Raw genomic sequence first — 15,826 nt, forward strand, 5'->3', positions numbered from 1 at the left:
ACACCTTACAGCAAAGCAATTTCATCTTGCATAATGGCATTGCTCAATGGCGAATCAGGCATAAAGGCATCATAAACATCCGCTGCCGGAGCCTCCTCATTAGCCTGCTCCTCTGCCCTTGAACTAACAATAGTCACAACATTATCGGCAAACCAATGATCCAGACTTTCCGCTTCTGTTGTATCTAATATGTCACCAAAGTCTATCCCCGTTAAACCTTCAAAATTGGCAAAGTGTGGCGTCTCTGCAAGCAGCGTTGCTGGCACAGAGGATATACCATCTGCTACTGGGAACATCACAATATTGTCTTGCTCCTCCAAAATAGATTCAGATTCTCCTCGCTGAATTCTAAACGGACTCGAACTTGAACTAGCGCGGGTCACATTAAAGGTTAGCAGCGCATTATTTGGATCTGGTGCTGCCGGATCAGAATTCTGAGAAACGTCACCATCAACATCGAGCAGGCGGAAACCAAAATACTCGCTTACGTCATTGGTTACCTGATAGTTAGCTTGATATGCATAATCACCACTGACCATATCGACAGTAAGCTCAGCGCCTAGTGCTGTTGTAACTACCAATGTCTGACCACTGATAACAGCACCGGTCTGAGTATTGGTAATTTCATCTGTAAGCCTATTGTAGCGATAAAGCACGTCATCGCTGCTATCATTAGGCGTATCTCGACGATCAACAAACTCCAGAATTATGCCGCCATCAGCTCCAAATAACCCCCCTAAGTTACCCAGTAGATTCCCGTCCACCTCAGGTATTTCTACGGTACTTTGTAGAGCATCATCTAAATCATTCAAATCATCAACTTGGATTGCATCTTTATCAACACCATTCTCGCCATCAAAGGCAATAGGGTTTAAGCTAGCTAAGGTTGGCCCAGTACCCATTCCAAAAGAGTAGGCATCCACACCATTGCTATTTAGAAATGCTATCCAAGCGCTTTCTTCATTAGCTTGAATACCAAAGTCAGGGTTATTAGGGCTACTATTTTGATCCACGACAGGGGAGTTGGCCAACACATTCACATCGCCATCAGCCGCTGTTGGCTCGCCATCAGATAAGAAATATAAAACATTTTTGGCATTAGCCAACATATTGCCATTGTTAGCGCCGGTATAAGCGGTCTGCGCCAGCGCTAAGGCACCATCGTAGTTTGTCCATCCCCCAGCACTTAAGGCATCAACATCAAGCTTGGCTGCATCTGAAGATTGCCAATAAGGTTGCTCAACACTCGCCGAGGTACTAAAGCCAACAATGGTAACTCGCACATCGCCGTTGGCTTCATAGGTATCTATTAAGCGATTGATAGCTTCTTTAGCGAGTGCCAAATTACTGCCCGCCATACTGCCGGAAATATCCAATACAATCATTAAATTAGTTTGCGCTGGCGGCACTTCGATTTGGCGAGTCACATCTTCAACCAAAGGCGAATCGTCTTCTACCGAAACGGTGAAATTACTGTTCGCCACAGGGTTTACGCCGTCATCAATTGAGATACCAAATTGCAGATCCAAAACATCTTCAACATTGGCTACTGGGTGATCGATCCCGCGCTCAAAGGTAACGGTATAGTCCATACTATGACTTCCCGCGTTGCTTACAAGCGGATCTAAAACAACGGTGGCGACCGTAACCGGAGTTCCATTATCATCGTAGCTACCCGTAAGAGTTCGACTGCCACTGTCATAGCTCCACACTACGGCATTACCTGCCGAGCTTATGCCGCTAGGCCCCGACAAGCTTACGGTAAATGGATTATTATCGCCGGCATCATCAAAACTAATGGTGCCCGTAGCACTAGCGGAATCAGTCGTATCTGTTGGACTTCCAATCGAATCAGGCAAACCTGCTGGAGTGATGCCTTCCTCAGATACGGTTGCGGAACTAGCCTGCAGATTATCTGGAGTCTCATCGTTATCGAGAATAGTACCCAAGCCTGTGTCGGATACATTGCTGCCATTACTGCTCAGCTCGGCACTTAAGGTGAAGGTTTCATCAGCCTCGTCAATTAAATCACTGACCGTATCCGTTCTTACTTGAATTAACTGATTACCGCCGCTAGGCAAATCGATAATTCTATTTGCAGGCAGATCCACCCATGGGCCACTGTCTCCAAGTCGGTATTGAAATAAAGCAGCATTAAAATCACCTGGCGTCCCAGCCGTGCCAGCAATCAAATTTAACTCAACTTGGCTATTTAATGCTGCCTCACCGACCAAAACCCCAAAGACGGCATTTTCACCTTCATTAACCGTCACATCACCTGTTCCGGTATTCGGCTGTCCAACACTGATTGTTGGTTCATTCGTATCATTAATAGTGCCGGTCGCGGTGTCGCTCACATCCGTACCGTTACTATTTAGGTCCGCAGTTAAAATGAAGGTTTCAGAATTTTCATCAAGATCATCAACGAGTGTATTGGTACGAACATCGAGTGTTTGATTACCACCGTTGGTTAAAGTGATCTCGCCATTGGCAGGCACGTCAATCCAAGTGGTTGTGCCCGCTTCGCGGTATTGAAAATCGCCACTGTTATAATCTTGCGGGCTGTTCGCGCTACCATCGCTAAGTGATAGCGTTAAAGTTGAACCTGCAGCGGCATTGCCAACCACCACACCAAAGACAGTATCTTGGCCTTCATCAACCGTAACATCACCCGTGCCGGTATTGGGTTGTCCAACATTTACAGTTGGCTCATTGGTGTCGTTAATAGTACCGGTAGCAGTATCACTCACATCCGTGCCGTTACTGTTTAAGTCCGCAGTTAAAATGAAGGTTTCAGAATTTTCATCAAGATCATCAACCAGTGTATTGGTACGAACATCAAGTGTTTGATTACCACCGCTGGTTAGGGTGATCTCACCATTGGCAGGCACGTCGATCCAAGTGGTTGTACCCGCTTCACGATATTGAAAATCGCCACTGTTATAATCTTGCGGGCTGTTCGCGCTACCATCGCTAAGTGATAGCGTTAAAGTTGAACCTGCAGCGGCATTGCCAACCACCACACCAAAGACAGTATCTTGGCCTTCATCAACCGTAACATCACCCGTGCCGGTATTGGGTTGCCCAACATTTACAGTTGGCTCATTGGTGTCGTTAATAGTACCGGTAGCAGTATCACTCACATCCGTACCGTTACTGTTTAGATCTGCAGTTAAGGTAAATGTCTCGGAATTCTCATCGAGGTTATCAACAAGAGTGTTGGTACGAACATCAAGTGTTTGATTACCACCGTTGGTTAAAGTGATCTCGCCATTTGCCGGAACATCGATCCAAGTGGTTGTGCCCGCTTCACGATATTGAAAATCGCCACTGTTATAATCCTGCGGGCTGTTTGCGCTACCATCACTAAGTGATAGCGTTAAAGTTGAACCTGCAGCGGCATTGCCAACTACCACACCAAAGACAGTATCTTGGCCTTCATCAACCGTAACATCACCGGTGCCTGTACCAGGCTGCCCTACATTCACGGTAGGCTCATTGGTGTCGTTAATAGTACCGGTCGCGGTGTCGCTCACATCCGTCCCGTTACTGTTTAAATCTGCAGTTAAGGTAAATGTCTCGGAATTCTCATCGAGGTTATCCACAAGAGTGTTAGTACGAACATCAAGTGTTTGATTACCACCGTTGGTTAAAGTGATCTCGCCATTAGCCGGAACATCGATCCAAGTGGTTGTGCCCGCTTCACGATATTGAAAATCACCACTGTTATAATCCTGCGGACTGTTCGCGCTACCATCGCTAAGTGATAGCGTTAAAGTTGAACCTGCAGCGGCATTGCCAACTACCACACCAAAGACAGTATCTTGGCCTTCATCAACAGTGACATCACCCGTGCCGGTATTGGGTTGCCCTACGTTCACGGTAGGCTCATTGGTGTCGTTAATAGTACCGGTAGCATTATCACTAACATCCGTCCCGTTACTGTTTAAATCTGCAGTTAAGGTAAATGTCTCGGAATTCTCATCGAGGTTATCCACAAGAGTGTTAGTACGAACATCGAGTGTTTGACTACCACCGTTGGTTAAAGTGATCTCGCCATTAGCCGGAACATCGATCCAAGTGGTTGTGCCCGCTTCACGATATTGAAAATCACCACTGTTATAATCCTGCGGACTGTTCGCGCTACCATCGCTAAGTGATAGCGTTAAAGTTGAACCTGCAGCGGCATTGCCAACTACCACACCAAAGACAGTATCTTGGCCTTCATCAACAGTGACATCACCCGTGCCGGTATTGGGTTGCCCTACGTTCACGGTAGGCTCATTGGTGTCGTTAATAGTACCGGTAGCATTATCACTAACATCCGTCCCGTTACTGTTTAAATCTGCAGTTAAGGTAAATGTCTCGGAATTCTCATCGAGGTTATCCACAAGAGTGTTAGTACGAACATCAAGTGTTTGATTACCACCGTTGGTTAGGGCGATCTCACCATTGGCAGGCACGTCAATCCAAGTGGTTGTTCCTGCTTCGCGATATTGGAAATCACCCGTATTGTAATCAAGCGGGCTGTTAGCGCTGCCATCAACAAGTGATAGCGTCAACGTAGAACCTGCAGCAGCATTGCCAACTACCACACCAAAAACAGTATCTTGGCCTTCATCAACCGTGACATCACCCGTGCCGGTATTGGGTTGCCCTACATTTACGGTAGGCACATTGGTGTCGTTAATGGTACCGGTAGCAGTATCACTCACATCCGTACCGTTACTGTTTAAATCTGCAGTTAAGGTAAATGTCTCGGAATTCTCATCGAGGTTATCCACAAGAGTGTTAGTACGAACATCAAGTGTTTGATTACCACCGTTGGTTAGGGCGATCTCACCATTGGCAGGCACGTCAATCCAAGTGGTTGTTCCTGCTTCGCGATATTGGAAATCACCCGTATTGTAATCAAGCGGGCTGTTAGCGCTGCCATCAACAAGTGATAGCGTCAACGTAGAACCTGCAGCAGCATTGCCAACTACCACACCAAAAACAGTATCTTGGCCTTCATCAACCGTGACATCACCCGTGCCGGTATTGGGTTGCCCTACATTCACAGTAGGCTCATTTGTGTCGTTAATAGTGCCGGTAGCATTATCACTAACATCCGTGCCGTTACTGTTTAGATCTGCAGTTAAGGTAAATGTCTCGGAATTCTCATCGAGGTTATCCACCAGAGTGTTAGTACGAACATCAAGTGTTTGATTACCACCGTTGGTTAAAGTGATCTCGCCATTAGCCGGAACATCGACCCAAGTGGTTGTGCCCGCTTCACGATATTGAAAATCACCACTGTTATAATCCTGCGGACTGTTCGCGCTACCATCGCTAAGTGATAGCGTTAAAGTTGAACCTGCAGCGGCATTGCCAACTACCACACCAAAGACAGTATCTTGGCCTTCATCAACAGTGACATCACCCGTGCCGGTATTGGGTTGCCCTACGTTCACGGTAGGCTCATTGGTGTCGTTAATAGTACCGGTAGCATTATCACTAACATCCGTCCCGTTACTGTTTAAATCTGCAGTTAAGGTAAATGTCTCGGAATTCTCATCGAGGTTATCCACCAGAGTGTTAGTACGAACATCAAGTGTTTGATTACCACCGTTGGTTAAAGTGATCTCGCCATTAGCCGGAACATCGATCCAAGTGGTTGTGCCCGCTTCGCGGTATTGAAAATCACCACTGTTATAATCCTGCGGACTGTTCGCGCTACCATCGCTAAGTGATAGCGTTAAAGTTGAACCTGCAGCGGCATTGCCAACTACCACACCAAAAACAGTATCTTGGCCTTCATCAACGGTGACATCACCCGTACCGGTATTGGGCTGCCCTACATTAACTGAGGGCGCATTAGTATCGCGAATAAAACCGTTGCCAGCATCGTTAATATTTGTGCCATTACTGTTTAGATCGGCGTTTAATGTAAATTGCTCTGTGGGCTCATCAAGGGCGTCTACCAGTGTATTGGTGCGAACATCTAGAGTTTGATTGCCACCATTGGTCAAGGTGATCTCGCCGTTAGCAGGAACATCAATCCAAGCCGTTGTTCCTGCCTCGCGATATTGGAAATCACCCGTATTGTAATCAAGCGGGCTGTTAGCGCTGCCATCAATAAGTGACAGCGTCAACGTAGAACCCGCAGCGGCATTGCCAACCACAACACCGAAAACTGCATCCTGGCCTTCATCAACGGTTACATCACCCGTACCCGTATTGGGCTGACCTACACTTACCGTCGGCTCATTTAGATCAAGGATAAAGCCATTACCGCTATCACTGACATTGCTTGCGTTGCTACTGAGGTCCGCTGTCAACGTGAATTGCTCTGTCGCTTCATCTAAGATATCAACAACGGTATTGGTGCGAACATCTAAAGTTTGATTACCACCATTAATTAAAGTTATCTGTCCATTGGCCGGCACATCAAGCCAAGTCGTCGTACCCGCCTCACGATATTGAAAATTCCCTGTGTTGTAATCCAAAGGACTGCTTGCACTACCGTCGCTGAGACTTAATGTAACCGTTGCACCGATAGCCGCATTCCCAACAAGCACACCAAAGATCGCATCCTCGCCCTCGTTTACAGTTACATCGCCAGTTCCAGTATTAATTTGGCCAACATTAATAGTCGGCGTATTGGTATCGGCAATAAACCCTTGCGCCGAATCATTACTCAGGGCGCCATTACTATTGAGCTCAGCCGATAAACTTAAATTTTCTAAGTTTTCGTCGAGGTTATCGATTTCCGTATTGGTTTGCACAAAAACCGTTTGATTGCCACCAGCGGCCAAGGTAATCACGCCAGTGGCGGGAACATCCTGCCAAGGATCACTAAGAGATAAACGATACTGATACAAGCCAGTATTGAAATCGACACCTTGCACCGCAGCATCTGCACCACTACCACCAATCAATTGCAAAGTTACGCTGCTATTGATCGCTGAGTTTTGCACATCGACTTGAAATTGTAGGTTTGTGCCTTCGTTTACTGTTTGCCCTGAAACCGCAATATTAGCTTGATCACCATCGAGAATAGTTGCTTGTGCGCTGCGATCAACAACATCACTGCCACTCGTTAAGCTCACGGTTAAATCAAACCGTTCGTTATTTTCATCAAGGTTGTCAATCACCGTATCGGTGCGCAACAAAATTAGTGGGCTACCGCCAGCAGGCAAATCGACATCACCACTTGCCGGTAATACAGTCCAACTAAGCCCGTTGTCCAAGCTGTACTCTATCAATCCAGCTTGATAATCAAAAGGTGCATTCGCCCCATCCGGGCCAGCTCCATCTTGCAAACTCAAGTTGATTACACTACCCGGCTCTGCATTACTTACTTGAATAGAAAATACGGCATCGTCACCTTCATTGACGGAGATATCCTCTACAGTAACGTTAACTTGATAATTCACACTGACTTGAGCACTGGCTGACAAGCCATCATCATCATTTACCGTATACGTAATCGGATCTGGATTATCGATAAAGCCAACTTCTGGGGTAAAACTAATTTCTCCAGCAGGGGATACTTGCCAAGTACCTTGACCGGCTACATCTAGCGTTTTTCCATCACCCGGCGCACCACTGATGACTACCGTAGAAGATATTAAAGTACCATCAGGATCACTATCATTAGATAAAACCGACACCACAACAGTGCTACCTGGTACGGCACTGCTGACGATATCTGAAACTGCAACAGGAGGTACGAGAGGGTCAATTACTGTGAGATTCAAAGTCGAATCGACTTCGTTTAGTCCATCGCTCACGGTGTAAGTAATTGGGGGAACGATTCCATCAAATGTTGGTAACGGTGTAAACGTATAAGCACCATCTTCGGCAATGGTAATGGCCCCTATTCCCGCTATAGTAGCCGTATCTCCCGCGACATACTCGGTGGCGTCACCTGGCACAGTGAAGCCCAACACAATCGCATCTTCGGGACCATCAGGGTTTGCACTATTATCTAAAACATTTCCCGCTATAGTATCCCCCTGCAGGCCACTTACAGCTTCATCAGCATCAGCCAAAGTATTCGCCGCATCAACATTGATCGTTAGCGTCGCACTATTGGTGCTGCCATCAGCATCACTCAAAAGGTAAGTAAAAACATCCTCACCAAAAACTCCCGGGTTCGCTGTATAAGTGTAACTGCCGTCGGCCTGTAAAATCAGAGTGCCTTTATCACTAACTAAGGGTACGGCCACTCCACCACTTTCAGCCGCCTGATCACCGACGGCCACCGACTGAATAAAACCTGGATCATCAGCACCAACAATATCGGCCACGCCATCAGTATCGTTGGCATCCCCTGCAGGGATATCAACAGCACTTAGAACATTACCCGTTGCTTGCAAAGTTTCATCAATGCTGTCTTCTTGAGAGTTTGCTATAGGCTCATCGTCAATAATTCGAATGATTAAATCATCCGTGACATCATCAAGAGCATTACCATCAGCATCGCTTACAACAACAGAAAACACCTCCGAAACTGGGCCTGCGCTGTGATCTACCGCATCACTCAAGGTATAGCTGTAATTAATTTCTGTACTGCTAACACTGTTAATTTGCAGCACACCAAAACTACCAGTAATTGTGGTCGCCTGTTGCACACCATCAAGCGCCACAGTTACACCGGCGATAGTAACCGTAGCTTGCCCATCACCTTCAAAGAAACTAATGACCCCACTGGTCTGCTCGCGCGCATCACTATTATTTGTACCATCGCCATCAGCTAACTCACCAGTACCATCGCTTAGGCCAGCCTCAAAAACTGCAGTGCCTTGCGCATTTGCCAGCGCATTACCTTCTGGGGTATCTGGGTTTTCCGATGGTGGAAGTTGTAAGTCCGGAGTGGCATCAATCTGGATAGTTAAAGTGGCACTGGATAAATCATCATCGTTGTCGACGATTGTGTAAGTGAAAACATCTTCACCACTTGCCGTGCGATTAGGCGTGTAACTATAGCTGCCATCGCCATTTAAAAGCAGAGTGCCTTTATCAGAATTAACGCTGACACCAACACCAGAACCATCACTTAAATCTGCTTGGGTGTCACCGCTAGCAACGCCGACAACGATAATATCCGCAAAACCATTCGCACCAGGATCATCGATTACACCATCAAGTGTATTTGCATCACCGCCGACATCTATTCCAGTAACGACATTACCCGTTGCGATGGTTAAGCTGCTAACTTGATCTATATCGTCCTGTGCTTCAGGTGCGGTGTCGGTGATGTCATTTTCGGGCTGCTGATTATCAAGTCCGTTTCCAAAGGTACCTGTCTCAAAACCCGCATTGGGAAGGGTCTCGTCGCCTGTTAAAGTAAAACGCACCCCTGTTCCCGCCGAGCTACCATTACCGCCACCACCAGCACCTGGCGCCCCACCAGCAGCTGTAGCTGGTAGAAGTTCCTCTAGATTTAGACCTTGCTCTAAACCTTCTTCCAGTTTTGCAAAATCTATGTCTTCTTCTGTTTCTTCAGCGACCTGTTGTACATTATCGCTTTGCAGCATTCGCAACATCGCCGCATCAATTTTGGCACTCTGCTCATGCCCAAGTGTTAATAAAGACCCGCTTGCGAAACGAATAACAACCGCGGCATCCATACCGGTTTGAATGCTGTCACCGAGAGAAATGGCATCGCCATTATTGAGCAGCGCCGATGGCGTCTCTCCACCTCGCTGAATAGAAACTTCACCTTTTACACCAATAACAACAGCATCTTCCGATGCGGTGTAATTACTGTCAGTGCTATTAGTAGGCGCACCCCAAAGGTTTGTGTTGTTGCTATCATTACCAGCCATGTCCAAGTCCTGTAGTCCCGGGAGCAACATCCATTGCTCAAGTCATAATTCGCCAAAACACTTAGTGGCTTTGGATGAATAAACTCATGGTCTCTAAGCAGGGTCTCCCTGCCATGTTGGGATACAACAAGCACCTATTCAATATTCGATTTCCATGAAAACCCCAAAAGAAAGGCTAGTACGGACTCAAATAACGCATTGATATATCTATGGGCTGATTCTCAACATTCCCCTTAATATTTTTATAAATTAATTATTTAGTTAAATTTCTTTCCTAATTCTAGGCCAAAAGAAGCGGGCCATCTCATTCTTTGTTTTGAGAATACTCTCACAAGAAATACCACTATTTTGATAACAGCGTCACAAAATTTATTTGACGCCAATACCTTTGATATGGAAGCAAATTTTAAATATTTATTGACTAATCACCTAAACGTTTTAAAAACACCTTTAAAATCAACATAGCCATGAGTTATATGGCGCTCTAAATATCGCAACAATAGAGTTTTAAGCGACTTCCATTGACTAGTCAGCTACAGATGCAGCAAAGGTAAACGTGAAGTGGTTTCCCGTAAAAAAGTGATCAGAGCTTTAAAACAAAACGATGAGCGGTAAGGCATTTACGCCATAAAAATTCCAATAGGCGGCTTGACCTGTCTACAGCTCGACAGTTTAAGATGGGTTCTTTTCTTATTAAGGGCATGGGTATGCATCAAATATCCGATGTTGCAAAACGCCTCGGTGTATCCCGAAGCACGCTACTTTATTACGAAAAAATTGGGCTTATCTGTGCCAAACGGCGCGACAATAATTATCGACGCTATTGCGAAAAGGATATAGAAAAGCTCATCTTTATTCTGCAATTAAAGGATGCAGGTTTATCACTACAAGAATCGTTAGAGGCTTTTGAGCAAAAGCTCAGGCCTAATCTTTTGCGAGAAAAACTCCTTCAACTGGATAAAGACATAGCTAAAAAACAACGGGCGCGAGAACTTCTCGCGGCATTAGCCGGCCAACAAAGCCTGCGCGATTTTCACATTCAATCTGAAACCGCAGCCCCAAAAGCACACCAAGAATGGCTGCAATCACAGGGCTTAAATAACAAAGACCGTCAAAGGCTGCGCTGGCTATCGAAAGACATCAATCAACATGAGAGCTATATGAGCGAATTTAATCATATTTTCAATTCACTAGAACGCTGGGCCCCAGGCTCTGTAAATGAAACCTTAGCCGCATTAAAACTGATTCCGGAAAACATCAAATCCATATTGGAAATAGGCAGCGGCCACGGTATCGCCACGCTTCCATTGGCCCAACATAGTAGCGCTACCATTACCGCCATCGACAATGAAGCAAGCGCACTAGACTATTTAGCATCACAAATTGCAAATAATAAGCAGCAAGACAAAATCCAACTTCTAAATGCCGACATGGCGGAGCTACCATTTAAGGAAGAGCGCTTCGACCTAATTTGGTCGGAAGGCAGCGCCTATATCATGGGTTTTGAAAACGCCCTTCGTTACTGGAAAGGTTTTTTAAACCCAGGAGCCTTTATTGTTATTAGCGAATTAATTTGGAGTACTGACACCCCTTCAGAAAAAGCGAGAGAATACTGGGGCCAAAATTATCCAGATATGCAGGATCGAGCCACAAGGCTAGCGCAAGCTGAGCAGCTGGGATTTAAACTTATCGACGATTTTTCTTTAAGCGATCAAGCTTGGAATAATTATTACCAGCCATTAAAAGCGGCTATCGATAAAAGCCGAAACAAGCTTGGGCAATCTGAAGTTTTGAATGATATTGACGAAGAAATTGCTATTGCCGAGACGCGCAATAATGAATTTGATTATCAGTTTTTTATTTTTCAGCTGTAAGACCTGTCACAGCAAAAGAACTCTCAACTTCTAAATTCCTGCGATAAAACTCAGACACAAAAAAGCCCCGACTAGCGGGGCTTTTTTATTAAGTTCGCGAGGGTAGCGAACTTTGATTTGGTGCCTAAGGCGGGACTTGAACCCGCACGAGCGTTAGCTCACCACCCCCTCAAGATGGCGTGTCTACCAATTCCACCACTTAGGCTAAAAACTTATTGAGGTTTGTTTTCCTCAATTTTTTGCTCAGCAGCTTCTACGGCCTCTGCAGCATTTTCTTGTAGATCTTGAGCGGCGGCTTCGGCAGATTCAGCAGCTTGATCCAATACGGCATTTGCGGCATCGCTAATGTCGTCAGCTGCAGCTTCAGTTGTTGCGGCAGCTTCGTCAGCAACGTCTTGTAAGCTTGGTAAATCGGAATCTGAGATTGCGTCACTCGCGGCAGCCGGAATATCAGATTCTGGCTCAACCTGTAATGTAGGGATGCCATCATCAACACTTACACCAGCATTTTGCTTAGCAACTATGGCCAAACCAAAACTGGTTACGAAAAATACAGTAGCCAAAATAGCGGTGGCGCGGGTAAAGAAGTTACCACCACCAGAGCTACCAAATACAGTTTGTGAAGCACCGCCACCAAAGGAAGCACCAGCTTCAGCACCTTTACCTTGCTGCAGCAAGATAAGGCCAATAATGCCTAGTGCTGTTAGCATGTGTACGATCAGAATAATCTTATCCATATTACGCTCTTGCGTTTCTTGTTTGTGAGTTTCTAGCGAACTGCTGCTTTAGCAATCGCTAAAAAGTCGTCAGCCTTGAGTGAGGCACCGCCTACCAAAGCACCGTCGATATCGGGCTTGGTAAATAATTCGCCGGCATTATCGGGTTTGACACTGCCGCCGTATAAAACTTGTACTTTTTGCGCCACATCGCCCAACTGAGAGCGAATAAAGGCGTGAACTTCTTGTGCTTGTTCCGGGCTAGCACTTAAACCGGTGCCAATGGCCCAAACGGGTTCATAGGCCACTACAGTATTGCTCATAGCCTCTAGACCTAAATGGTTTATCACGGTCATTAATTGACGCTCGATAACCGCTAGAGTTTCGCCAGCCTCACGCTCTGCCTGGCTTTCGCCAATGCACAACACTGGCACTAGGCCGGCTTTTAAGGCGGCAGCACATTTACGCGCTACAAGCTCATCGCTTTCGGCATGATATTGGCGACGCTCAGAGTGTCCCAAAATCACATATTGGCAACCTAGTTCGCGCAACATTGCAGGAGCAATCTCACCGGTGTAGGCACCACTTTCATGCTCACTCATATCTTGGCCACCCCAAGCAACATCACTACCGTTTAGCACCACTTGGCACTGGGGTAGATAAATAGCGGGAGGGCAAACACCTAAAGAGACCTTACTGGCATCCCAGTTGCGCAAACCTTTCAGCAATTCGGCATTGGCGGGAATTGACCCGTTCATTTTCCAATTACCTAGCACTAGGGGTTTTGCCATAGCGTCTTCTTAGCCTGATTCCGTGATTAAAAGTGATCGATTTTATGCAGCGTAAGCCATAGCTTTGCCATGCTGCCCAAAAGCGGGCGCCAATGGTATATGAGTGCAGCGAAACTTGCAAACAAAACAAGGGCTTAATGGCATTATTTGAGCGGCCTCCAAGAGGCCCCTAAATGACACTATGAAGCCTTGTTTAAAGGCTTAAAAAGCTGGGCTTAGGCGACTTCTTTTTCCACCACCTGAGCTAATTCTTGCGCCAATTCTGCAACTAACTGGCTATCTTCGCCTTCAGCCATCACTCGAATCACAGGCTCAGTACCCGAGGGGCGTAATAAGACACGGCCGCGGCCGTCCATGGCGGTTTGGGCGGCGGCAATAGCTTTTTGAATCGGTTGATTTTCGTCCAGATCAATCTGGCGATTACGGCGCACATTGATCATGGTTTGCGGAAGCTTATTCATGCCATTTTTAAGCTCATGCAAGGTCTTACCCTGCTCCACCACGGCAAGTAATACTTGCAAGGCCGCTACAATACCGTCACCGGTTGTGGTGACATCACTGCATACGATATGGCCAGAGGACTCCCCGCCAAGCAGCCATTGATTCTTTTTCATAGCTTCGATCACATAGCGGTCACCCACCTTGGCACGCACAAAAGGAACACCCATATCTTTTAGGGCCAGCTCAAAACCAAAGTTACTCATCAAGGTGCCTACCACGCCATTGCAACCGTGCTCACCGGCTGCACGATGGGCCGCGATAATATAAAGCAACTCATCGCCATCAATAACATCACCATGGCCATCAACAAACAGCACCCGATCACCATCGCCATCAAAGGCAATACCCAAATCTGCACCGGTTTCTACCACTTTATCGCGCAGCATTTCAGGGTGGGTAGAGCCACAACCCCGGTTAATGTTTAAACCATCCGGTTCAACGGCAATACTAATGACTTTTGCACCGAGCTCTTGGAATACCGCTGGCGCAACATGGTAGGTAGCTCCGTTGGCGCAATCCAATACGATGGTCATACCCTGCAAGCTAAAGCCCCAAGGCATGGTGCCTTTACAGAATTCCACATAGCGACCTGCTGCATCTGAAATACGCATAGCCTTACCCAGCTTGCCATCGGTGGTCACCATGGGCTTATCGATTTCAGCCTCAATTGCTAGCTCAATCTCATCACTGAGCTTGGTGCCTTGACGGCTGAAAAATTTAATGCCGTTATCATAGTAAGGGTTATGAGAAGCGCTAATCACAATACCTGCGGTAGCCTGAAAGGTACGAGTTAGATAAGCAATGGCCGGCGTCGGCATTGGACCTAGTAAACCAACATCTATACCGGCGTTAATTAAGCCTGCTTCTAAGGCTGATTCAAACATATAGCCCGAGATGCGAGTATCTTTACCAATTAAGATTTGATTACGTCCACCAGAAGCTTTAATGCTTTCTGCCAGGGCGCGCCCCGCCGCCCAACCTAATTTCAAAACAAAGTCTGGAGTGATTGGCTGCTCACCAACCTTGCCACGGATACCATCGGTACCAAAATACTGTCTACTCATAATTCACCCCCATCCTGGCTTTATTTTCCCTGTTCTCTTCGAACGCTAATTGAATTTATAAAAATCTTATTCGCTTACAAAATCTAATCATTTACAAAGCCACATTCGGGCCTATTACCTATGACCTTCATCAATCTGCCAATACAACTCTAAGATATCTCGACTTGGCGCCACATCGTGCACACGTAAAATAGCCGCCCCTTGCTGCAAGGCCAGCATGGCTACACCAAGGCTTCCCGCTAGGCGCTTGTCGACAGGCCGACCTAATAAGCCCTGCAACATAGACTTGCGTGATAGCCCCGCCAACACTGGGTGGCCCATCGCCTTAAATGCCGACATCTGACGCAATAGCTGCACATTATGCTCTAGGGTCTTACCAAAGCCAAAGCCTGGATCGAGAATGATTTGAGCTCTATCAACACCCGCTGCAACACAAGCATCGATACGCTCAGATAAAAAGGCTTTTACTTCGCTAAGGACATTGTCATAGTGCGGCTTATCTTGCATGGAATCGGGCTGTCCCTGCATATGCATTAAGCACACGGGTAATTTTAACTCCGCCGCCATCTCGGCCGCGCCCTCGCGCTGTAAAGCGCGAACATCGTTGATCAAGCCTGCGCCTACGGCTGCGGCTTCTTTCATTAAAACTGGACTACTGCTATCCACAGAAATAATGATATCGAGTTCCTTTGCGATGCGCTCGACAACGGGCACAACACGATCCATTTCTTCTTGTGCACTCACCTTGGCCGCGCCTGGGCGGGTCGACTCTCCGCCCACATCGATAATACTGGCACCGTCTTTTTGCATTTGTTTTGCACGCTGCAAGGCCAGATCCAAATCAAGATTACCGCGCTGATAGCTATTACCACCATCAGAAAAGGAATCGGGAGTGGTATTTAAAATACCCATGATTTTAGGTTTTTGCAGATCCAGCATTTGGCCGGCGCAGTTAAGGACAGGGTGAGACATAGAAGATGCATTCAAAATTTGATGAGCTTTAAAACAAAAATGGCCACAGTGTCAGAAAGCTCTGTCACTGTGGCCATAGATACTTACAAAACA

The 15,826-nt window shown here is 46.5% G+C and carries 5 protein-coding genes, 1 tRNA gene and 1 pseudogene; 1 reads left to right on the forward strand and 6 read right to left on the reverse strand.

Translation table 11 applies throughout. From position 1 onward, the window contains the following. Positions 1-5 precede the first annotated feature (5 nt). Complete coding sequence (locus tag Q1A41_RS12620) at positions 6-9,815, reverse strand: retention module-containing protein (protein ID WP_299979446.1); 9,810 nt, start codon at positions 9,813-9,815, stop codon at positions 6-8. A gap of 707 nt (positions 9,816-10,522) precedes the next feature. Here Q1A41_RS12620 and Q1A41_RS12625 point away from each other — a divergent pair. Beyond that, positions 10,523-11,689: a MerR family transcriptional regulator gene (locus Q1A41_RS12625; protein ID WP_299979449.1), complete on the forward strand. Its 1,167-nt coding sequence runs from the start codon at positions 10,523-10,525 to the stop codon at positions 11,687-11,689. Positions 11,690-11,807: 118 nt separating this feature from the next. Here Q1A41_RS12625 and Q1A41_RS12630 read toward each other — a convergent pair. The 5 genes and pseudogenes from Q1A41_RS12630 to folP all read right to left on the reverse strand — a co-directional run bounded on the left by Q1A41_RS12630 (position 11,808) and on the right by folP (position 15,733). Continuing rightward, positions 11,808-11,894, reverse strand: a tRNA-Leu gene (locus tag Q1A41_RS12630). A 190-nt stretch (positions 11,895-12,084) separates the two neighbouring features. After that, a pseudogene (gene secG / locus Q1A41_RS12635) lies at positions 12,085-12,426 on the reverse strand (preprotein translocase subunit SecG); the annotation flags it as partial. Positions 12,427-12,458: 32 nt separating this feature from the next. Beyond that, on the reverse strand, positions 12,459-13,196 hold the full coding sequence (gene tpiA / locus Q1A41_RS12640; RefSeq protein WP_299979452.1) for a triose-phosphate isomerase: 738 nt from the start codon (positions 13,194-13,196) through the stop codon (positions 12,459-12,461). Positions 13,197-13,411: 215 nt separating this feature from the next. After that, a complete protein-coding gene (gene glmM / locus Q1A41_RS12645; protein WP_299979454.1) occupies positions 13,412-14,761 on the reverse strand; it encodes a phosphoglucosamine mutase in 1,350 nt (449 codons plus the stop codon). Positions 14,762-14,875: 114 nt separating this feature from the next. Continuing rightward, complete coding sequence (gene folP, locus Q1A41_RS12650) at positions 14,876-15,733, reverse strand: dihydropteroate synthase (RefSeq protein ID WP_299979457.1); 858 nt, start codon at positions 15,731-15,733, stop codon at positions 14,876-14,878. Positions 15,734-15,826: the final 93 nt, after the last annotated feature.

Origin of the sequence: uncultured Pseudoteredinibacter sp. (assembly GCF_947502065.1) — a bacterium.
In the GTDB taxonomy this organism is placed as follows: domain Bacteria; phylum Pseudomonadota; class Gammaproteobacteria; order Pseudomonadales; family Cellvibrionaceae; genus Pseudoteredinibacter.